The sequence below is a fragment of the Pigmentiphaga sp. CHJ604 genome (assembly GCF_036972535.1).
Taxonomy (GTDB): domain Bacteria; phylum Pseudomonadota; class Gammaproteobacteria; order Burkholderiales; family Burkholderiaceae_B; genus Pigmentiphaga; species Pigmentiphaga daeguensis.
Window position 1 is genome coordinate 3,037,620 of record NZ_CP136998.1, and the last position, 18,468, is coordinate 3,056,087.

Consider the following 18,468-nt stretch of genomic DNA (forward strand, 5'->3'; position numbering starts at 1 on the left):
GCCATGCGCAACAATCCGCTGAAAGCGCTCTGGCGGGCCGGCAAGCCGGCCTTCGGCACCTGGGCCACGCTGGTGCACCATCCGCGCTTCATGAAGCTCCTGGCCGTGACGGGCCTGGACTTCGTGCTGATCGAGATGGAGCACAGCGACTTCACCATCGCCGAGGTCGGCACGCTGTGCCTGGTCGCGCGTGAAGCCGGCATCGTGCCCATCGTGCGGCCCGCGGGCACGCAGCCGCACGACTACACGCGGCCGCTGGACGCCGGCGCCATGGGCCTGCTGCTGCCCAACGTGGAGACGGCCGGGCAGCTCGAATCCATCCTGCGCGCCACCAAGTACCACCCGCGCGGCGAACGCATCCTGAACATGCGCGGCCCGCACACCGACTACGTCCGGCTGACCCAGCCGCTGGAGCAGATCCAGGCCATGAACGAGCACACCCTGACGGTGGCGATGATGGAGTCGCAACGCGGCCTGGACAACCTGGACGCCATCTGCCGCGTGCCGGGACTGGACGCCGTCATGATCGGGCCCGACGACCTGTCGCAGGCGCTGGGCGTGCCCGGCGACATGAAGCATGCGCGCATGGTCGAGGCCACCGAGCACGTCATCGCCACCTGCCAGCGCCACGACGTGCCCTGGGGCTTCAGTTGCCAGGACCCGGCCAGCGCCGCCGAATGGATAGGCCGCGGCATCCGGTGGATGCCCTATGCCAACGACGCCGCGGCGCTGTTCAACACCTTCAGCTCGGCCGCGCAGCAGCTCAAGCGCGCGGCGGGCCGCTAGCCCCCCATTCCTTCATAGACCAGGAGTCTTCGATGAAAGCAGTCGCCATGTACAGCCCCTACGGCTGGAAAGCCAAGATCGGCCTGATCGTGCCGTCCACCAACACCGTCAACGAACCCGAGTTCTGGCGCCTCGCGCCCGAGGGCGTGACCATCCATACCGCCCGCGCCATGCTGCTGGGCCCCGCCACCGAGGAGTCCTACTACAAGATGGCCGAGGCGGTGAACGGCGCCGCCGACGAACTGGCCACGGCCGAGGTCGACGTGGTGGCCTACGGCTGCACCTCGGGCTCGATCATCTGCCCGCTGCCGGAACTGATCCGCAACATGAGCCAGCGCACCGGCACCCCCGCCATCGCCACCGCCGGCGCCGTCGTGGCGGCGCTGCGCGCGCTGGGCGCCCGCAGGATCGCCGTGGGCACGCCCTACGTCGATTTCGTCAACGAGAGCGAGGACAAATTCCTGCGCGACTACGGCTTCGACGTACTGACCCTGCAAGGCCTGCGCCTGGGCGAAACCCAGGAGGAACGCCGCGGCATCGGCCGCGTGCCGCCCGAGATGGTGTTCCGCCTGGCCCGCGCGATCGACCGGCCCGAGGCCGATGCCATCTTCATCTCGTGCACCAACCTCGCCACCTTCGACGTCATCGCCGAGATCGAAAGCGAGCTGGGCAAGCCGGTCGTGACCAGCAACCAGGCGTGCTTCTGGGCCTGCCTGCGCCTGCTGGGCCTGCGCACGTCCATTACCGGCCACGGCACGCTGCTGGAGCACCAGCTCGATCCCATCGACGAATCCAGCTACGCGCTGCCGTCCGCGCGATGAACGTCCCGCCGCCCGACCTCGCGCTGGCCAAGACGCTGTTCGCGCAGTTGCGCCGCGATGGCCACGACGGCGTGGGCATCACGCGCGATGCCTACGGCCCGGGGGAACAGCGCGCGCATGACGAGGCCACGCGCCTTGCCCGCGCGCTGGACCTGGAGATCGCGCGCGACGCCGCGCTGAACCTGTACCTGACGCTGCCCGGCCGGGACCGGCAGGCACCCCGCGTCATGACGGGGTCGCACCTGGACTCGGTGCCGGCCGGCGGCAACTACGACGGCGCCGCCGGCGTGGTGGCCGGGCTGGCGGTGCTGGCGGGTTGGCGGGCGGCCGGATTCGTGCCTCCGGCGGACGTGACGGTGATGGCCGTGCGCGCCGAGGAAAGCACCTGGTTTCCCTATTCCTACCTGGGCAGCAAGGCCGCCTTCGGCCTGGTCGGCCGCGACGCGCTGCAATTGCGGCGCGCCGACACCGGCCGCCCGCTGGCCGAGCACCTGGCCGAATGCGGCGGCGACCCGGCCGCGTTCGGCAGTGCCTGGCTGGATCCGGCGCGCATCGCCCGCTTCGTCGAGCTGCACATCGAGCAAGGTCCCGTGCTGGTGGACGACGCGCTGCCGGTGGGCATCGTCACCGGCATACGGGGCAGCCTGCGCCATCGCGATGCCCGCGTCCTGGGCAGCTATGCCCATTCGGGCGCCGTACCGCGCGCCGGACGGCGCGATGCCGTGCGCGCCGCCGCCCTGCTGGTGGCCGCCATCGACGACGACTGGGAACGGCTGGAGGCGCAAGGCCGCGACCTGGTCGTGACCTTCGGCAAGTTCTGCACCAATCCCGCCCAGCACGCCTTCAGCAAGGTGGCCGGCGAAGTGGACCTGTGCGTGGACGTACGCAGCCAGGACCGCGCGGTGCTGGACGAGGTCGACGCCCTGCTGGACGCCCATGCGCGCCGGCTGGAACAGGCGACCGGCACGCGCATCGAACTGGGCCCGCGCACCGGCTCGGAACCGGCGCTGATGGATGCGGGCATCCAGCGGTCGCTGGAAGCCGCCGCCGCCCGCCACGGCATCGCCGCGCGCCGCATGGCCAGCGGCGCGGGACACGACGCGGCGGTGTTCGCCCAGCGCGGCGTACCCACCGGCATGGTGTTCGTGCGCAACGACCACGGTTCGCACAATCCCGACGAACACATGGACATGGACGACTTCGCGCTGGGCACGCGCCTGCTGGCCGACGTTCTGGCCGCTCCCTGACTCTCTTTTCCTAGGAACACGATGAAGCCACCCGTCTGCCTGGTTGTCCAGCCCATCCACCCCGCCGGCATCGCCCGCCTGCGGGCCGCCGGTATCGAAGCCCGCATGGCCAGTTCGGCCGACATGGCCACCGTGGCCCGCGAGATCGCTCCCTGCCAGGCCGTGATCACGCGCAACGCCGGACTGGATACCGCCGCCGTCGAGGCCGGCGCGCAACTGGCCGTGATCGCCAACCACGGCATAGGCACCAACAAGATCGACGTGGCGCGCGCCACGGCGCTGTCGATACCCATCGTCTACACCCCCACCGCGAACGCCCGCTCGGTGGCCGAGCACGCCGTCATGCAGATGCTGGCGGTGGCCAAGCGGCTGGCCGCCTGCGACCACGCGGTGCGCGCCGGCGACTGGGACTACCGCTATCGGCCCGGCCTGCAGGAACTGCACGGCAAGACCCTGGGCATCGTCGGCTTCGGCACCATCGGCCGGCTGACCGCGGCCATTGCCCTGCATGGCCTGGGCATGCGGGTCATCGTGTATTCGCCGGCCGTGCCCGCCGGCGAGATCACCGCCCAGGGGGCGCAGCCCTGCCCGGCGCTGGACGAGCTGCTGGCGCAGGCCGACGTGGTGTCGCTGCACCGTCCTTCCCGGGCCGATACCCGGCACATGATCGACGCGCGCGCGCTGGCGCGCATGAAGCCGACGGCCATCCTGGTCAACACCGCGCGCGCCGACCTGATCGACACCGACGCGCTGGCTGCGGCGCTGCGCGACCGCCGCATCGCCGGCGCCGCGCTGGACGTATTCGAGCAGGAGCCCCTGCCCGCCGGCCATCCGCTGTGCGGACTGGACAACGCGCTGCTGACGCCCCACACTGCCGGCAGCACGGACGAGGCCCTGCGCGCCGCCGCCGAACAGTGCGCCGACCAGATCATCGAGGTCCTGGCGGCACGCCGGCCGGCCCACCTGGTCAACCCGCAGGTCTGGGAAACCCGGCGCCTGCCCGTTCCGGCCTGACCCGTCATCTTTCATGCACCGACCGTCATCATGCAATCGATCTTCCACCTGGCCTATAACGTCACCGACCTCGCCCAGGCGCGCCGCTTCTATGGCGACGTCCTGGGCTGCGCCGAGGGGCGCAGCACCGACACCTGGGTCGATTTCGACTTCTTCGGACACCAGATCTCGCTGCACCTGGGCACGCCGTTCAAGACCGAGCGCACCGGCCACGTGGGCGACAAGCTCGTGCCCATGCCGCACCTGGGCGTGATCCTGCTGCTGGACGACTGGCAGGCGCTGGCGCGGCGCCTGCGGGAGGCCGGCACGGAATTCGTGCTGGAGCCGCAGGTCCGCTTCCAGGGCCAGCCCGGCGAACAATGGACCATGTTCTTCACCGACCCGTTCGGCAACCCCATCGAGGTGAAGGGGTTCAAGTCCTTCGAGTCGGTGTACGCCGCCTGAGGATCAGGCGCGGCGCGCCGTCAGCCATTTGGCCGGGGGCAGCGGCTCGGCGCAGATGCGGATCTCGCCGATGTTGCCCAGGAAGCCGTTGGTGCGCTCGCCGGCATACGCGCCGCCGCCGATCACCATGCGGTCGGTGGACTTGCGGTAGGCGATGCCCGGCGCGTTGGCCGCGTTGCGCAGCACCGGCGCCCCTTCCACGTACATGATGGTCTCGTTCAAGGCCGGATCGTTGACGATGGCGATGTGCACCCATTTGCCGGCGATGATCTCGCCCGACCAGTTGGCCGCGGGAGACTTGCTGCCCGGGCTGTTGGGCAGCACTTCCCATTGCACTTCCCGCAGGCTCGAGATCGAGAAGATGATGGGGCATTCGTCGCCGTCTCCGCCCGCGAAACCGGGGATCTGGCCACGCCGGCCGTCGCGCTCCATGATGTTCATCCACGCGTTCTGGCTGGCGGTCCAGCTGCTGTCGACCTTGATGAAGGCCTCGACGGTGTAGCCGGCATCCAGGGTGGCCGTGTTGACCTGGGCATCCGCGCGCGTCGTGAAATAGCTCATGCGCAGCGGACTCGTGGTCGTATTGGCGAAGCGCACGCTGCCGGGCGCCGCGGACAGGTAATGACGGTCGTCGGTCCAGGTCAGGTCGCCCTCCTGCCCTATCGTGGCGCCGTTAAAGGTCAGGGCCTCGCGATACACCGGATTCCTGCCGGTCGTGTCCGCCACCACCTGGCCCACCGGCACCACGCTGCCGGGCGTTCCGCCGAAGAAGCGCCAGTGCGCCACCGTGGACGCCACCAGCGGGTAGTCGTTCTCGTCGGCGGCGGGCTTCTTCTCCACCGTTTCCGGTTCCTCATAGGTCGCCAGGATGGCGGCCTTGGCACGATCGTTGATCGGCTCGTTGCCCGCCTCGGGCGTCTTGAAACCGGGGTTGAAGCGGGCGAAGCGCTTCTTGAAATCGAAGTCGATCTCGAATTGCTGGTTGGCCTCGGTCAGCACCGCCACGTCGAAGTCGTTCAGCGTATCGGCGGGCTTCTGCGGCACCCACGGCGAGAACGACAGGACCTTGATCTTGTTGCGGGTCAGGTCGAACTCGTACAGGCGCATCAGCCCGTTGCCGCCCATGTAGGCCATCTGGTAGTCGACCACCATTTCCTCGACCGCGTTGCCATAGTCGTTGGTCTTGGTCAGGCGCGAGGCGCCGTGATAGTGGCCGTTCAGCGTCATGAAGATCTGGTCGTTGTCCCGGATCAGCTTCTCCCACAGCATCTTGCCGTACGGAACCTCCAGCGGGCTCGCGCCGTCCGCGGCGATGTTCAGCAACTGGTGGTTGACCAGGATGGCGGGCAGGGTCGGATGATCCGCCAGCACCTTGCGCGCCCAGGCGATGGCCGCGTCCGACGCGCGCCACGACAGCGACAGCACCAGGAACCGGTTGCCGTCGGCCTCGAAGATGTGGAACTCGTGGAACCCGGACGCATCGCGGCCGCCGAACGTCGCCTGCTGCTTCGCGCGTTCGGTCGGGAACCACTTCAGGTACGGCTCGGCGGCCAGGTTGCGCTGGGCGTCGGTGTTCGAGGCCTGGCTGCTCTCGTCGACATAGTCCACGTCGCGGATCACGTCGTGGTTGCCCGCCAGGATGGAGTACGGCAGCCTGGCTTCCTCCAGCACCTTCATCGCGTCGTCGGCGACCTGCCACTGGGCCGGCTTGCCCTGCTGGTCCACCACGTCGCCCAGATGGATGGTGAACGGGATCTTCAGGCTCTTGGCGTTTTGCGCGATCCAGTTCGTCTGCGCGCGGAACGGCGTCGATCCGTACTTGCGCTGGAACTGCGTGTTCTCGGCCTCGGTCGCATAGCGCGCATAGAACTGGGTATCGGGCAGCACCGCCAGCGCGAAGCTGGACACCAGGGTGGATGGCTGCTCGCCGTCTCCGCCGTTGCCGTCCCCGGGATTGCCCGTCTGCGGCGGCGCGTCATCGCCGCCGCAGGCCGACAGCAGCAATGCCGTGCCGCCCAGCGACAATCCGAAGCCCGCCTTCATCAGCAAGCGGCGCTGCCGGTCGGGCAGTCCTTCCAGCTTGCGGAGCGTGTCCGGGGCGAGAATGTTGTCCTTCTTGTTCATGTCCTGCTTGTTTCCATGCCACGAAAGCCGCACAGCGTAGCGATGGAACATGACAGGAGTACGCGGTCCGCATGCCGCGTTGAAACGCGCATGCAACCTTGGAGCCGCGGCTGGGCCCTAACCCGGAACGAACCGGCGCCGATGCTCGAACAGGCACACCGCCACCGCCGCCCCGACGTTCAGCGACTCGGCCGCCGGCTCCTGCGGAATGCGCACCCGCAGCGCCGCGGCGGCCTGAAGTTCGGCGCGCACGCCCTGCCCTTCATTGCCGAATACCCAGGCGCAGTGCCGCGGCAGCGCGGCCTGGTAAAGGCCCACGGCATCGTCCAGCGTGGTGGCCACCAGCGGCAGGTCCAGGCGCGCCAGCAGGGCCCGCAGATCGACCCGCTCATGGATGGTCAGCGAGAAATGCGCCCCCTGCCCCGAACGCAGCACCTTGGGCGACCAGGCGAAGGCGGTCTCGTCCGACAGGAAGACGTGGCGCACGCCGGCCGCCGCGCAGGTGCGCAGGATGGCGCCGACGTTGCCGGGGTCCTGGACGCGGTCGAGCAGCACGCAGCCTTGCGTGACGCGCTCGGGCAGCGGCGGCGCCGGCGTCTCGACCACGAACACCACGCCCTGGCCGGCCTGCACGTGCTCCAGGTCGTCGATCAGGTTGCCGTCCAGCCAGACCTGGCGGTCGGCCGGCACCTGGTCGCGCAAGGCCATGACTTCGGCGCTGGCCCGCTCGCCTTCCAGCCGCCGCGCGTCGAACACCGCATGCCGGGGCAGGCCCCGCCATTGCAGGTAGGCCTGGCACAGGTGCACGCCTTCCAGCACGGACAGGCCGGCCTCGCGCCGTGCCTGCGAGGCCTGCGTCAGCTTGCGCAGCGACTTGAATAGCGGATTGTCGCGCGAGGCGATGCGTTTCATGGTCGGTCTTCCAGGCGGCGATCCGCGCGGCTAGGCGCGCTTGGCATGGCGGCGGCGCGGGGCCGGCGCCTCGGGTTCGGGCAGGTCGTCCCAGGGCAGCAGGCTGTCCATTACCCGGGCCAGCGGCGTTTCCGGCTCGGGTATGCCCAGGGCCCGGCGCACGGGCTCGAAACTGCGGCGGTGTTCCGGGCACGGGCCGTGTTCCAGCAGGCAACGCAGGTGGTCTGGCGTGCCGTAGCCCTTGTGCCGGTCGAAGCCGTACATGGGGTAGCTGGCGTGCAGCCGGACCAGTTCGGCATCGCGCGCGGTCTTGGCCAGGATGGACGCCGCCGAGATCGCCTGTACCTGCGCATCGCCGCCGATCACGGTCTGCACCCGGCAGGCCAGCGCCGGCGCACGGTTGCCGTCCACCTGCACCAGGTCGGGCACGCAGCCCAGCCCCTCGACGGCCCGCCGCATGGCCAGCATGGTGGCGTTCAGGATGTTCAGCGCGTCGATCTCGGCCACGCTGACGCTGGCCACGCACCAGGCCAGCGCGCGCTCCTGGATCAGCGGGGCGAGTTCGTCGCGGGCGCGCTCGCTCAGCATCTTGGAATCGTTCAGGCCGTCGACCGGACGGGCCGGATCGAGGATGACGGCCGCCGCGTAGACCGGCCCGGCCAAGGGCCCCCGGCCGGCTTCGTCCACGCCCGCCACGCGCAGGGTCAGCAGCGTCTGGGCATCGAAGGCCGACAACAGGTCCGCTCCCGGCGATTCCACCGCGGTCCAGCCCAGCTCGGTCTGCACCCAGCCCTTCTCAGCCATGGCCCGCCACCTCCAGGATCGCCTGGCTGGCCAGGGCGGGCGTGTCGCGCACGAGGTCGTCATGCAAGGCGGTGAAGCGCTCTTCCAGCCGGCGGGTGGCGGCCTCGTCGGTCAGCGCCTTCCAGGCCGCGTCGGCCAGCGCGCGCGGCGTGGCCTCGTCCTGCAGCAGCTCGGGCACGACCGTGTCGCGGCACAGCACGTTGGGCAGTCCCACCCAGGGCAGATAGGCCTGGCGCCGCATGATCCACCATGACAAGCGCGGCAGCACGTAGGAAATCACCATGGGGCGCTTGAACAGCGCGGCCTCCAGCGTGGCGGTGCCGCTGGCAACCAGGACGGCGTTGCAGGCGGCCAGGATGTCGTGCGTGCCGCCTATGACGGTATGCAGGTTGGCCAGCCCCCCCACGGCCGCGGCGTGCGCCAGGAACTCGCGCTCGCGCTCGGCGTTGGCCATGGGCGCCCACAGATGCAGGCCCGGATCGCGCGCCTGCAGCAGCTTGGCCGCGGCCAGGAAGCGCGGAGCCAGGTGTCGAACCTCGCCGGCCCGGCTGCCGGGCATCAGCGCCAGCACCCGCGCGCCGGCGGCTATGCCGTGGCGGGCCCTGGCCGCGGCGCGGTCGGGCACGCGCTGGACGAGGCGCGCCAGCGGGTGGCCCACGTAGGTCACGGGAACGCCGGCGTCGCGATAGATCTGCTCCTCGAACGGGAACACCACCAGCATGTGGGAGACGGCGTCGCGGATCTTGTTGATGCGTTCCCCCCGCCAGGCCCACAGCGAGGGGCCGATGAAATGCACGGTGGGGATGCCGCCCTCGCGCAGGGCATGCTCCAGGCCGAAATTGAAATCGGGCGCGTCGACCCCGACGAAGGCCGCCGGCCGTTCGGCCAGCCAGCGCTCGCGCAGGCTGCGGCGGATGTTGAGCAGCTCGGGCAGGTGCATCAGGACGTCGGCGTAGCCGTTCACGGCCAGCTTGTGCATGGGATACCAGGCATCGAAACCCTGGGCCTGCATGTTGGGGCCGCCTATGCCCGCCAGCGCCAGTTGCGGCGCCCGCTCGTGCAGGGCCTCGACCACCGTGGCCGCCAGCAGGTCGCCCGAAGGCTCTCCCGCCACCATGCCGATGGACGCCCTGCCCTCATCCGGCACGCCGGCCTCCGTCAGCGCACGATACCGCGCGTGGCGGTATCGAGGAAGGCCAGCAAGGTGGACAGCGGAGCATCGAGCTCGGGATCCTCGGCACGCCTGGCCTGGAGCGCCGCGCGCGCCTCGTCCAGCGTCAGGCCCTGGCGGTACAGCGTCTTGTAGGCGGCCCGCAGTCCGGAGATCTGCGCCGGCGTGAAACCGCGCCGCTTCAGGCCCTCGACGTTGATGCCGACGGCCCTGGCCGGACTGCCCGAGGACGTGACGAAGGGCGGCAGGTCCTGCAGCAGCGTGGAATGGACGCTGGTCATGGCATGCGCGCCGATCTTGACGAACTGGTGCACGCCGGTCATGCCGCCCAGGAATACGTGGTCGCCGATGTGCACATGGCCGGCCAGCTGCGTGCCGTTGGCCAGGATGATGTGGCTGCCCAGCTGGCAATCATGGGCCACGTGCACGTAGGCCATGATCCAGTTGTCGTTGCCCAGGCGCGTCGCACCCGCGTCCTGCACCGTGCCGGTGTTGATGGTGCAGCATTCGCGTATCGTGTTGCCGTCGCCGATCTCCAGGCGGGTGGGCTCGCCGGCGTACTTCTTGTCCTGCGGCTCGGCACCGATCGAGCACGACGGGAAGAAGCGGTTGCCGCGCCCTATCGTCGTATGGCCGTCGATGACGCAATGCGGTCCGATCTCGGTGTCGGCGCCGATGCGCACGTTCGGCCCGATCATGCTGAAGGGGCCGACCGTCACGCTGTCGTCCAGCCGGGCGGCCGGATCGACGATAGCGGTGGGATGTATCCTCGCCACGAAAACCTTCCGTCAGGGTTCAAGGATGCGCATGGTGCACATCAGGTCCGCCTCGGCCGCGACCTGTCCGTCCACCAGCGCCTTGCCGTTGTACTTCCAGATGCCGCGCGACGAACGCTCGACGTTGACCTCCAGGCGCAGCTGGTCCCCCGGGACCACGGGCCGCTTGAAGCGGGCGCCGTCGATGCCGACGAAGTAGTACACCGTGTTGTCGTCGGGCTTCTTGCCGGCCGCGGTGAACGACGTGATGGCGGCCGCCTGGGCCATGGCCTCGAGGATCAGCACGCCCGGCATGACGGGATGGTGCGGGAAATGGCCGGTGAAGAACGGTTCGTTGATCGACACGTTCTTGATCGCGAGGATGGATTCCCCGGGCTTGACGTCGATGACCCGATCGATCAGCAGCATCGGATAGCGATGCGGCAAATGGTCGAGTATCCCCTTGATGTCCATTTCCATACAGATTCCAGTATTTGATGCGCGGCGGGCCGCTGCGGCGCCCGCCCGCCTTTTACTTCTTTTCCAGCGCCTTGATCCGCTTGGCCATGGTGGCCAGGTGCCTGACAGCGACCGCGTTGCGCTCCCACTGGGCGTGCTCGGTCATCGGGAAGAAACCAGTGTACTGCCCCGGCTTGTCGATGTTGCTGTGCACCGGGGTTGCCGCCGAGATGAAGACGTCGTCGCCGATCTTCAGGTGGCCCCCTATCATCGCGGCCCCGCCGATGGAACAGCGCTGGCCGATGGTGGTCGATCCGGCGATGCCCACGCAGGCCGCCATCGCGGTGTGGTCGCCGATGCGGCAGTTGTGGCCGATCATGATCTGGTTGTCGATCTTGACGCCGTTGCCGATCACGGTGTCGTCCAGCGCGCCGCGATCGATGGTGGTGTTGGCGCCGATCTCGACGTCATCGCCGATGCGCACGCCCCCGAACTGCGGGATCTTGGTCCAGGCTCCCTTGGCCCGGGACGGATCGGGCGCGAACCCGAAGCCGTCATCGCCGATGACCGCTCCCGACAAGACGACGCAACGCGCGCCCATGCTGACCCCCCGGTACAGCGTGACACGCGGATGCAGCACCGTATCGGCGCCGACGCGGCAGCCCTCGCCCACGACGCAACCCGCACCGATGCGGGCGCGCGGCCCGATCTGCGCGCCGGCCTCGATGACCGCGAGCGGCCCCACGTGGGCGCTGGGATCGACGCTGGCGTCGGGCGCGACGACGGCCGACGGATGGATGGAGCCGGCGGGCTGGGGATGCAATTGCCGGTCGAACCATTGCCCGATCCGCGCGAACAGCAGATAGGGCGAATTGCAGACCACCAGCGGCAGCGCCTGCTCGGCGCGGCCTGCCTGCGAGAGGCTTTCGCGATAGGCTTGCGCCACCTCGGCCGTGACCAGCACGACCGCTGCGCGCGCATCGATCAGTTGCGACTGGTAACGGGGATTGGCGACGAAACTCAGTTCCTGCGGCCCCGCGTGCTCGAGATTCGCGATGCCCGCGACCACGACTTCGGCGCTGGGGAGCGCTTGCGCCCCCCCCGGCTCGATCGTCCACGTCAACCCGCTGGTATCGGTTTCGTCGAGCAGCCTTTGCAGTACCGGCGCCTTGGTCGTGTCAAGCAGGATGGGCATGCGAAGCTCGCGCGGACGACAGGAACATGCGAGAGCGGCGCAATTACTTGGCGCCGCTGTTCAGGGCCTTCAGGACCTTGTCGGTGATGTCGACACGCGGGCTGACCACGACGGCTTCCTGGAAGATCAGGTCGTAGTTTTCCTGCTCGGCGATCTGCTTGATCACGCGGTTGGCGCGCTCGAGGATCTGCGAGAGCTCCTCGTTGCGGCGCTGGTTCAGGTCCTCCTGGAACTCGCGGCGCTTGCGCTGGAAGTCCTTGTCGAGGTCGCTCAGGTCGCGCTGGCGGCGGGTGCGATCGGATTCGGACAGTACGGCGCTGTCCTTGTCCAGCTGCTCGGACTGGGTGCGCAGGCGATTGGCCATGTCTTGCAGCTCGGCATCGCGCTTCTTGAAGTCGGCTTCGATCTTGGCCTGGGCGGCCTTGGCCGGCGCGGCGTCGCGGAAGATCCGCTCGGTATTGACGAAGCCGATCTTGACCGGGGCCTGGGATGCCTGGGCATGAGCCGCGCCGACAGCGGCACTAGAAAGCACCAGCGCCGCCAGCACCCGGCCGGCACCCTTGACTGCAGAGGAGGCGGTCAGACTGGTGGCAGATGTCGAAAACATGCGGATCATTTATTTCTCGCTAGGAAGGTAGTCGTGTATTTTGCCACTAATGGCGCCGGGCCGGGCAAGCGCCCGGGGCCGCGCCCTGGTAATTGGTTGTAGCAGAAAAATTCCCGGGCGGGCATAGGCCTTGCCGCCCGCCTGGCTCGCGTCGTCAGAACCCCGTGCCGATCTGGAACTGGAAGCTCTGGGTCCGGTCCTGCGGCTTGGCGTTGAGCGCCTTGCCGAAGGAGATCTTCAGAGGACCGATGGGCGATTGCCAGCTCAGGCCGATACCGGCCGAGTAGCGCAGCTGGCCCAGGTTGATGTTCTCCTCGTCGGCGTAGACGTTACCCGCGTCGGCGAACAGGAACCAGCGCAGCGTGCGGTCCTGCTGGGTGCCGGGGAACGGCAGCAGCAGCTCGGCGTTGGCGATGACCCGCTTGGCGCCGCCCAGGCTGTCGCCGTTCTTGCTGTCGCGCGGACCCAGCGAACCGCCGTCGAAGCCGCGCACCGATCCGATACCGCCGGCGTACACGTTCTTGAGCAGCGGGTACGGCCGGCCGCCGAAGCCCTTGCCGTAGTCGACCTGGCCGTTCAGCGCCAGCGTCATGCTGCGCGTGATGGGCCAGTAGTACTGGTGCTGGTAGCTGGCCTTGTAGTAGCGCAGGTCGCCGAACAGCGAGGTTTCGCCGGCCGCGCGCTGGTAGGTGCCGCGCGTGGGCGCCAGCGCGCTGTCGCGCCGGTCGTTGCTCCAGCCCACCGAGAAGATGACGGCGTTGCTGCGAGCCCCGAAGGTATTGACGTAGTCGATGAAGCGCTGGGGGCTGCTGTCGTAGATGTCGATGTCGTTGGCTTCCAGCGCGGTGCCGAAGAACACGCGCTGGGTTTCCGTGAACGGCACGCCGAACGTCAGGCTCGCCCCCATGGTCTTGATGCGGTAGTCGCCGGTGTTGATCGACAGCGGACGCAGCGTACGGTAGTACAGGCTGGTCGAGCGGCTGATGCCATCCTGCGTGAAGTACGGATTGGTCTGGCTGATCGCGATCGTGCGGTAGGTCTTGCCGGTGTTCAGCTCCAGGCCGGCGGTGGTGCCGCTGCCGAAGATGTTGTCCTGGCTGATGCCCGCCGACAGCACCACCTTGTCGGTACTGCTGAAGCCCGCGCCCAGGTTGATCATGCCGGTCGGCTTTTCCTGGACGTTCACGTTGACGTCGATCTGGTCGGGCGTGCCCGGCACCGGCGGCGTCTCGATGTTGATGTTCTGGAAGTAGCCCAGGCGGTCGATCCGGTCGCGCGACAGCTGGATCTTGCCGGCGTCGTACCAGGCGCTCTCGAGCTGGCGCATCTCGCGGCGGATCACGACGTCGCGGGTGCGGGTGTTGCCGCCGATGTTCACGCGGCGCACGTACACGCGGCGGTTGGGATCGACGAAGAAGGTGATGGCCGCCGTTTTTTTCTCGCGATCGACCTGGGGCGTGGCGTTGACGTTGCTGAAGGCATAGCCCAGCTTGCCCAGGTAGTCGGTGATGGCCTTGCTGGAGGCGTTGACCTTCTCGGCCGAGAAGGTCTCGCCCGGCTTGACCGTGATCAGCTTGTTGAGGTCTTCGTCCAGGCCCAGCAGGTCGCCCGCCAGCTTGACGTCGCTGACCGAGTATTTGTCGCCTTCCGTGATGGACAGGGTGATGAAGATGTCCTTGCGGTCGGGCGAGATCGTGACCTGCGGCGAATCGACGTTGAACTCGAGGTAGCCGCGGTTCATGTAGTAGGAGCGCAGGGTTTCGATGTCGCCCTGCAGCTTCTGGCGGGAATACTGGTCGGCCTTGGTATACCAGGTCAGCCAGCCCGGCGTGGTGAGCTGCAGCAGGTCCAGCAGCTCGCTTTCGCGGATGGCCTTGGCGCCGATGATCTTGATGCCCGCGATGCGCGCCACGTCGCCTTCGAAGATGTCGAAGGTGATGCCGACGCGGTTGCGTTCGAGCGGCGTGATCGTGGGCACGATCTCGACCGAGTACTTGCCGCGCGCCAGGTACTGTCGCTTGAGTTCCTGCACGGCGCGGTCGAGCAAGGCGCGGTCGAAGATGCGGGCCTCGGCGAAGCCCACTTCGGCCAGCGACTTGAGTACGTTGGCGGACTCGAATTCACGCATGCCGTTGAAGGAGATCGCGGCGATCGCGGGGCGTTCGTCGACGATGACCACCACCACGTCATTCTCGACCTCGATCCGCACGTCGCGGAAGAAGCCCGTGCCGTACAGCGCCCGCACCGCCTGCGTGGCCTGCTCTTCGGTGAAGCGCTCGCCCACCTTGACCGGCAGGTACCCGAAGACCGTGCCGGCCTCGGTGCGCTGGATGCCTTCCACCCGGATGTCGCGGACAACGAAGGGATCGAAGGCGTAGGCCAGGGGGGTGACCGCCATGGCCAGCAAAATGGACAGCAGACGCGGCATGCGCCGGGTGCGATTGGTCATGCGTAATCCCGGAGTTTTCTTAATTGAGTGATATGCGAAAGCGCGGCGTGCGGCTCGATCCGGCCCGGGCGGTCGAGGCACGGTCCACGGGGGCGGCGGGCAAGGCGGCGCGCATGGGTTCTAGGTCAGCAGTCGCGTAAAGTCGTTGAACAAGGCAACGGCCATCAGCACCATCAGGATGCCGAACCCGGCGCGCTGCCCCACTTCCATCCAGCGTTCCGGCGGCGGACTGCCCCGGATGATCTCGACGAGATAATACAGCAGGTGCCCCCCGTCCAGCATGGGGATGGGCAGGAGATTCAGCACGCCCAGGCTGACGCTGACCAGCGCCAGGAAGGCGATGTAGGCCTCCAGGCCCATCCTGGCCGTCTGGCCGGCGTAGTCGGCGATGGTCACCGGCCCGCTGAGGTTGCTCAGGGCCACGTCCCCCACCAGCATCTTGCCCAGCATCCGCAGCGAGAACCAGGACACCTCGGCGGTGCGGCGGGCGCCCATGGCCAGGCTTTCGACCGGACCATGGCGCACGGTGATGAGCTGGATGTCGCCGCCGATCTGGGCGCCGATGCGGCCCACCAGCGTACCGTCCGCCTGGCGCTCCTCGCGCGGCAGGACGTCGATCGCCAGCGCCGCCCCGTCGCGTATCACGGACAGGCGCAGCGGCTGGCCGGCATGCGCCTGGATCAGCGTGATCAGTTCGGTGGCCGAGGGATCCTTCTTGTCGCCTGCCGCCACCACCCTGTCGCCGGCCAGCAGGCCCGCCTGGGCGGCGGCGCTCTCGGGCACGATGCTGCGGATCACGGGTTTCGGGCTGGCCAGGCCGAAGCCCTCGCGGCCCAGCACGTCGCCTTCCATCTGGCCCAGCGCGGCGCGGGAGAAGTCGACCGTGCGCACGCGGCGCTCGCCGCTGGCCGTCTGCACCTCGACGGCGGGACGGGCCTTGTCGGTCAGGCTCTTGAGCAGCATCCACCGCGCGTCGCCCCAGGTACCCACCTGGGCGCCGTCGATGGCGAGGATGCGGTCGCCCGCCTGGACGCCCGCCGCGAAGGCCGGCGTGCCGGCCGCCGGCGCGCCCAGCACGGCCGCCGGTTCCTTGACGCCGGCCATGTTCAGCGCCGCGTACAGCAGCGCCGCGAGCACCAGGTTGAACACCGGCCCGGCCGCGACGATGGCGATGCGCTTGCCCACCGGCTGGGCATTGAACGCGCGGCCCCGCTCGGCGGCGGGCACCTCGCCCTCGCGCTCGTCCAGCATCTTCACGTAACCGCCCAGCGGGATCGCCGACAGGGCCCATTCGGTGCCGTGGCGGTCGGTGCGCTTGCACAGCACCTTGCCGAATCCCACCGAGAACCTCAGGATGCGCACCCCGCACGCGCGGGCCACGAGGTAGTGCCCCAGTTCGTGGATCACCACCAGCACGCCCAGCGCGACGGCGAAGGCCGCCAACGTCAACAACATGGAAATCTCCTTGCTCCGGCATCCTGGCCTGGATGCCGAACCGACGATTTAACACGGAAATGCACGCCGGCTCCGGCAATACACGGGGAATCTCGGTAAGCGAACATGACAGGATCATCGGCCAAAGGCCGGTGGCCGCCAACCCGGGTGCGCGGCAAGCGCGCTTCCTAGGGCCCGGCGTTCCGGGCCAGGGCCTCGCCAGCCCGGGCGCGCGCCTCGCGGTCCAGGTCGAGCAGGCCTTCCAGGCTGCCCAGCCGGTCCGCGGCCCGGACCCAGGCGCCATCCAGCACGGTCTCGATGATAGCCGCGATTGCCGGATAGGGGGCGGCGCCCCGCAGGAAGGCCTCGACGGCCACTTCGTTGGCGGCGTTCAGGGCCACGCAGGCGCCCTGCCCGCCCCGCAACGCCTCGAACGCCAGGCGCAGGCACGGAAAGCGGGCCAGGTCGGGGGCCTCGAAGTCCAGGCGGCCCAGCCGGGCCAGGTCCAGCGGGCCGACGCCCGTGGCGATGCGCTCGGGGAATGCGAGGCCGTACGCGATGGGGGTCCGCATGTCGGGATGCCCGAGCTGCGCCAGCACCGACCCGTCGTCGTACTCGACCATGGAGTGGATCACGCTTTGCGGATGCACCACGACGTCGATGCGCTCCGGCGGCATCGCGAACAGCCAGTGCGCCTCGATGACCTCCAGCCCCTTGTTCAGCATCGTGGCCGAATCGACCGAGATCTTGCGCCCCATGGACCAATTGGGATGGGCACAGGCCTGGTCTGGGGTGACGTCCGCCAGGCTGTCCAGCGGCCGGGTACGGAATGGTCCGCCCGAGGCGGTCAACAGCAGCCGGCGCACGCCCGGCGCGGGCGCCTGGGCCGCCGACGCCCGGGCGCCATGGGGCAGGCACTGGAAGATGGCGTTGTGTTCGCTGTCGATAGGCAGGAGTTCGGCGCCGTTGTCGCGCACCGCGTCCATGAACAGGCGCCCCGCCACCACCAGGGCCTCTTTGTTCGCCAGCAGCACCCGCTTGCCGGCGCTGGCGGCCGCCAGCGCCGAAGGCAGGCCCGCGGCGCCCACGATGGCGGCCATGACCGTGTCGCTGGCCTCGTCGGCGGCGGTATCGGCCAGCGCCTGCGCGCCCACGCGGATCTCCGGCAACCGTGCCCTGCCCCGCCACGCATCGACGAAACGCTGGCGCGCCGCATCATCGGGCACCACCACGACGGCAGCCTGGCTGGCCTCCGCCTGGGCGGCGAGCTGTTCCATGCGGCTGTGGGCGCTCAGGGCATGAACGCGGTAGCGCTGCGGGTGGCGCGCGATCACGTCCAGCGTGCTGGCGCCGATGGAGCCGGTGGCGCCCAGTATGGTGACGGTACGGAAGGTCATGACAGCAGGACGGCCAGCGGCAGGACGGGAATCAGGGCATCGATGCGATCCAGCACGCCGCCGTGGCCCGGCAGCAGGTTGCTGGAATCCTTGATGCCGGCGCGCCGCTTGATGAGCGATTCGAACAGGTCGCCCGCGATGGACAGCGCCGCCAGCACCACGGCCAGGGCCAGGGCTCCGGCCCATCCCCAGCGCTCGACCAGGGCGGCGCCGAAGGTGCCGGGGAAGAAGCCGCAGGCCAGCACGAAGACGGCCACGCACACGACGCCGCCCAGCGCGCCCTCGCGGGTCTTGCCCGGGCTGATGTGGGGTGCGAGCTTGTTGCGCCCCAGCGCGCGGCCGACGAAATACGCCGAGATGTCGGCGATCCAGACCACCGCCATCAGGGTGAGCAGGAAGGGCACGCCGCGTCCGAACGCCGCGGTCAGCGCCGACCAGGCGGCCAGCAGCGCGAACGGCGCCAGCGCGGTCAGCCAGGGGTTGCGGGGCTCGGCATCCGGACTGGCGCGAAACAGCATGGGGACCAGCAGGCCCACCCAGACCGCCGAGACGGCGATCCACAGGCCGCGCCAGAAGTTGCCGGCGGGACCGGCCGAGAGGTCGGCGCCGCCGCTGTTCCAGCGCCAGGCGACCAGGGCGGCGCCCAGTACCACGCCCGCCGCGATGGCGGGCAGATGGGCGCGGCCGGTGCCGCCGCGGGGCGAAAGCGTCAGGCGCCACCACTCCCACAGCGCGCAGCCCACGAACACCGCCATCAGGATCTCGAAGGGGCGCGGATCGGCCACCGCCAGCACGGCGACCAGGACGATCAGCAGGACGATGGCGGTGACGACGCGCTGCCCGAGCATG

Annotated in this window: 17 protein-coding genes; 5 read left to right on the forward strand and 12 right to left on the reverse strand. The window is 69.1% G+C overall.

The window, feature by feature from the left end; all coding sequences use genetic code 11:
- The first annotated feature begins 3 nt into the window (after positions 1-3).
- The 5 genes from R4823_RS14640 to R4823_RS14660 are packed head-to-tail and all read left to right on the forward strand — an operon-like array spanning position 4 to position 4,312.
- Positions 4-786, forward strand: a complete 783-nt coding sequence (locus tag R4823_RS14640) for an aldolase/citrate lyase family protein (protein WP_087837387.1) — start codon at positions 4-6, stop codon at positions 784-786.
- A 32-nt stretch (positions 787-818) separates the two neighbouring features.
- Positions 819-1,607 carry an aspartate/glutamate racemase family protein gene (locus R4823_RS14645; RefSeq protein WP_087837388.1) on the forward strand — a complete coding sequence of 263 codons (789 nt, stop codon included), beginning with the start codon at positions 819-821 and terminating at the stop codon, positions 1,605-1,607.
- Positions 1,604-2,854: a Zn-dependent hydrolase gene (locus tag R4823_RS14650; protein ID WP_087837389.1), complete on the forward strand. Its 1,251-nt coding sequence runs from the start codon at positions 1,604-1,606 to the stop codon at positions 2,852-2,854. Before R4823_RS14645 ends, R4823_RS14650 begins: the two co-directional genes overlap by 4 nt.
- Positions 2,855-2,875: 21 nt before the next feature.
- On the forward strand, positions 2,876-3,868 hold the full coding sequence (locus R4823_RS14655) for a hydroxyacid dehydrogenase (protein WP_279816515.1): 993 nt from the start codon (positions 2,876-2,878) through the stop codon (positions 3,866-3,868).
- Positions 3,869-3,898: 30 nt separating this feature from the next.
- Entirely contained in the window at positions 3,899-4,312 is a 414-nt protein-coding gene (locus R4823_RS14660) for a VOC family protein (protein ID WP_087837391.1), read from the forward strand.
- A gap of 3 nt (positions 4,313-4,315) precedes the next feature.
- Here the strand turns inward: R4823_RS14660 and R4823_RS14665 are convergent, their stop codons facing one another.
- From R4823_RS14665 to R4823_RS14720, 12 genes are all read right to left on the reverse strand, one after another.
- A complete protein-coding gene (locus R4823_RS14665; RefSeq protein ID WP_087837392.1) occupies positions 4,316-6,436 on the reverse strand; it encodes a LamG-like jellyroll fold domain-containing protein in 2,121 nt (706 codons plus the stop codon).
- A gap of 117 nt (positions 6,437-6,553) precedes the next feature.
- The gene (locus tag R4823_RS14670; RefSeq protein WP_087837393.1) at positions 6,554-7,348 is read right to left on the reverse strand and encodes an RNA methyltransferase; all 795 of its coding nucleotides are present in this window, start codon (positions 7,346-7,348) and stop codon (positions 6,554-6,556) included.
- Positions 7,349-7,378: 30 nt separating this feature from the next.
- Positions 7,379-8,107 carry a ribonuclease HII gene (gene rnhB / locus R4823_RS14675; protein ID WP_279816591.1) on the reverse strand — a complete coding sequence of 243 codons (729 nt, stop codon included), beginning with the start codon at positions 8,105-8,107 and terminating at the stop codon, positions 7,379-7,381.
- A 37-nt stretch (positions 8,108-8,144) separates the two neighbouring features.
- Complete coding sequence (gene lpxB, locus R4823_RS14680; protein ID WP_087837429.1) at positions 8,145-9,269, reverse strand: lipid-A-disaccharide synthase; 1,125 nt, start codon at positions 9,267-9,269, stop codon at positions 8,145-8,147.
- A 41-nt stretch (positions 9,270-9,310) separates the two neighbouring features.
- Entirely contained in the window at positions 9,311-10,099 is a 789-nt protein-coding gene (lpxA, locus tag R4823_RS14685) for an acyl-ACP--UDP-N-acetylglucosamine O-acyltransferase (RefSeq protein ID WP_087837395.1), read from the reverse strand.
- 12 nt (positions 10,100-10,111) lie between these two features.
- Positions 10,112-10,558, reverse strand: a complete 447-nt coding sequence (gene fabZ, locus R4823_RS14690) for a 3-hydroxyacyl-ACP dehydratase FabZ (RefSeq protein ID WP_087837396.1) — start codon at positions 10,556-10,558, stop codon at positions 10,112-10,114.
- A 52-nt stretch (positions 10,559-10,610) separates the two neighbouring features.
- Positions 10,611-11,732, reverse strand: coding sequence for a UDP-3-O-(3-hydroxymyristoyl)glucosamine N-acyltransferase (gene lpxD, locus R4823_RS14695; RefSeq protein WP_087837397.1), 1,122 nt, complete (start codon positions 11,730-11,732; stop codon positions 10,611-10,613).
- Positions 11,733-11,775: 43 nt separating this feature from the next.
- Entirely contained in the window at positions 11,776-12,339 is a 564-nt protein-coding gene (locus tag R4823_RS14700) for an OmpH family outer membrane protein (RefSeq protein WP_087837430.1), read from the reverse strand.
- A 154-nt stretch (positions 12,340-12,493) separates the two neighbouring features.
- Positions 12,494-14,788: an outer membrane protein assembly factor BamA gene (gene bamA / locus R4823_RS14705; RefSeq protein ID WP_338615259.1), complete on the reverse strand. Its 2,295-nt coding sequence runs from the start codon at positions 14,786-14,788 to the stop codon at positions 12,494-12,496.
- A gap of 120 nt (positions 14,789-14,908) precedes the next feature.
- On the reverse strand, positions 14,909-16,243 hold the full coding sequence (gene rseP, locus R4823_RS14710; protein WP_338615260.1) for an RIP metalloprotease RseP: 1,335 nt from the start codon (positions 16,241-16,243) through the stop codon (positions 14,909-14,911).
- Positions 16,244-16,410: 167 nt separating this feature from the next.
- The gene (locus tag R4823_RS14715; RefSeq protein ID WP_279816501.1) at positions 16,411-17,619 is read right to left on the reverse strand and encodes a 1-deoxy-D-xylulose-5-phosphate reductoisomerase; all 1,209 of its coding nucleotides are present in this window, start codon (positions 17,617-17,619) and stop codon (positions 16,411-16,413) included.
- A complete protein-coding gene (locus R4823_RS14720) occupies positions 17,616-18,467 on the reverse strand; it encodes a phosphatidate cytidylyltransferase (RefSeq protein WP_338615261.1) in 852 nt (283 codons plus the stop codon). Before R4823_RS14720 ends, R4823_RS14715 begins: the two co-directional genes overlap by 4 nt.
- Between the last annotated feature and the right edge of the window lies 1 nt (position 18,468).

What these genes read in the sequence shown, in the direction of transcription:
- R4823_RS14640 (WP_087837387.1), top strand. Translation starts at nt 4, where the DNA reads ATGCGCAACAATCCGCTGAAAGCGCTCTGGCGGGCCGGCAAGCCGGCC.
- R4823_RS14645 (WP_087837388.1), top strand. Translation starts at nt 819, where the DNA reads ATGAAAGCAGTCGCCATGTACAGCCCCTACGGCTGGAAAGCCAAGATC.
- R4823_RS14650 (WP_087837389.1), top strand. Translation starts at nt 1,604, where the DNA reads ATGAACGTCCCGCCGCCCGACCTCGCGCTGGCCAAGACGCTGTTCGCG.
- R4823_RS14655 (WP_279816515.1), top strand. Translation starts at nt 2,876, where the DNA reads ATGAAGCCACCCGTCTGCCTGGTTGTCCAGCCCATCCACCCCGCCGGC.
- R4823_RS14660 (WP_087837391.1), top strand. Translation starts at nt 3,899, where the DNA reads ATGCAATCGATCTTCCACCTGGCCTATAACGTCACCGACCTCGCCCAG.
- R4823_RS14665 (WP_087837392.1), bottom strand. Translation starts at nt 6,436, where the DNA reads ATGAACAAGAAGGACAACATTCTCGCCCCGGACACGCTCCGCAAGCTG.
- R4823_RS14670 (WP_087837393.1), bottom strand. Translation starts at nt 7,348, where the DNA reads ATGAAACGCATCGCCTCGCGCGACAATCCGCTATTCAAGTCGCTGCGC.
- lpxB (WP_087837429.1), bottom strand. Translation starts at nt 9,269, where the DNA reads ATGGTGGCGGGAGAGCCTTCGGGCGACCTGCTGGCGGCCACGGTGGTC.
- fabZ (WP_087837396.1), bottom strand. Translation starts at nt 10,558, where the DNA reads ATGGAAATGGACATCAAGGGGATACTCGACCATTTGCCGCATCGCTAT.
- lpxD (WP_087837397.1), bottom strand. Translation starts at nt 11,732, where the DNA reads ATGCCCATCCTGCTTGACACGACCAAGGCGCCGGTACTGCAAAGGCTG.
- R4823_RS14700 (WP_087837430.1), bottom strand. Translation starts at nt 12,339, where the DNA reads ATGTTTTCGACATCTGCCACCAGTCTGACCGCCTCCTCTGCAGTCAAG.
- bamA (WP_338615259.1), bottom strand. Translation starts at nt 14,788, where the DNA reads ATGACCAATCGCACCCGGCGCATGCCGCGTCTGCTGTCCATTTTGCTG.
- rseP (WP_338615260.1), bottom strand. Translation starts at nt 16,243, where the DNA reads ATGTTGTTGACGTTGGCGGCCTTCGCCGTCGCGCTGGGCGTGCTGGTG.
- R4823_RS14715 (WP_279816501.1), bottom strand. Translation starts at nt 17,619, where the DNA reads ATGACCTTCCGTACCGTCACCATACTGGGCGCCACCGGCTCCATCGGC.
- R4823_RS14720 (WP_338615261.1), bottom strand. Translation starts at nt 18,467, where the DNA reads ATGCTCGGGCAGCGCGTCGTCACCGCCATCGTCCTGCTGATCGTCCTG.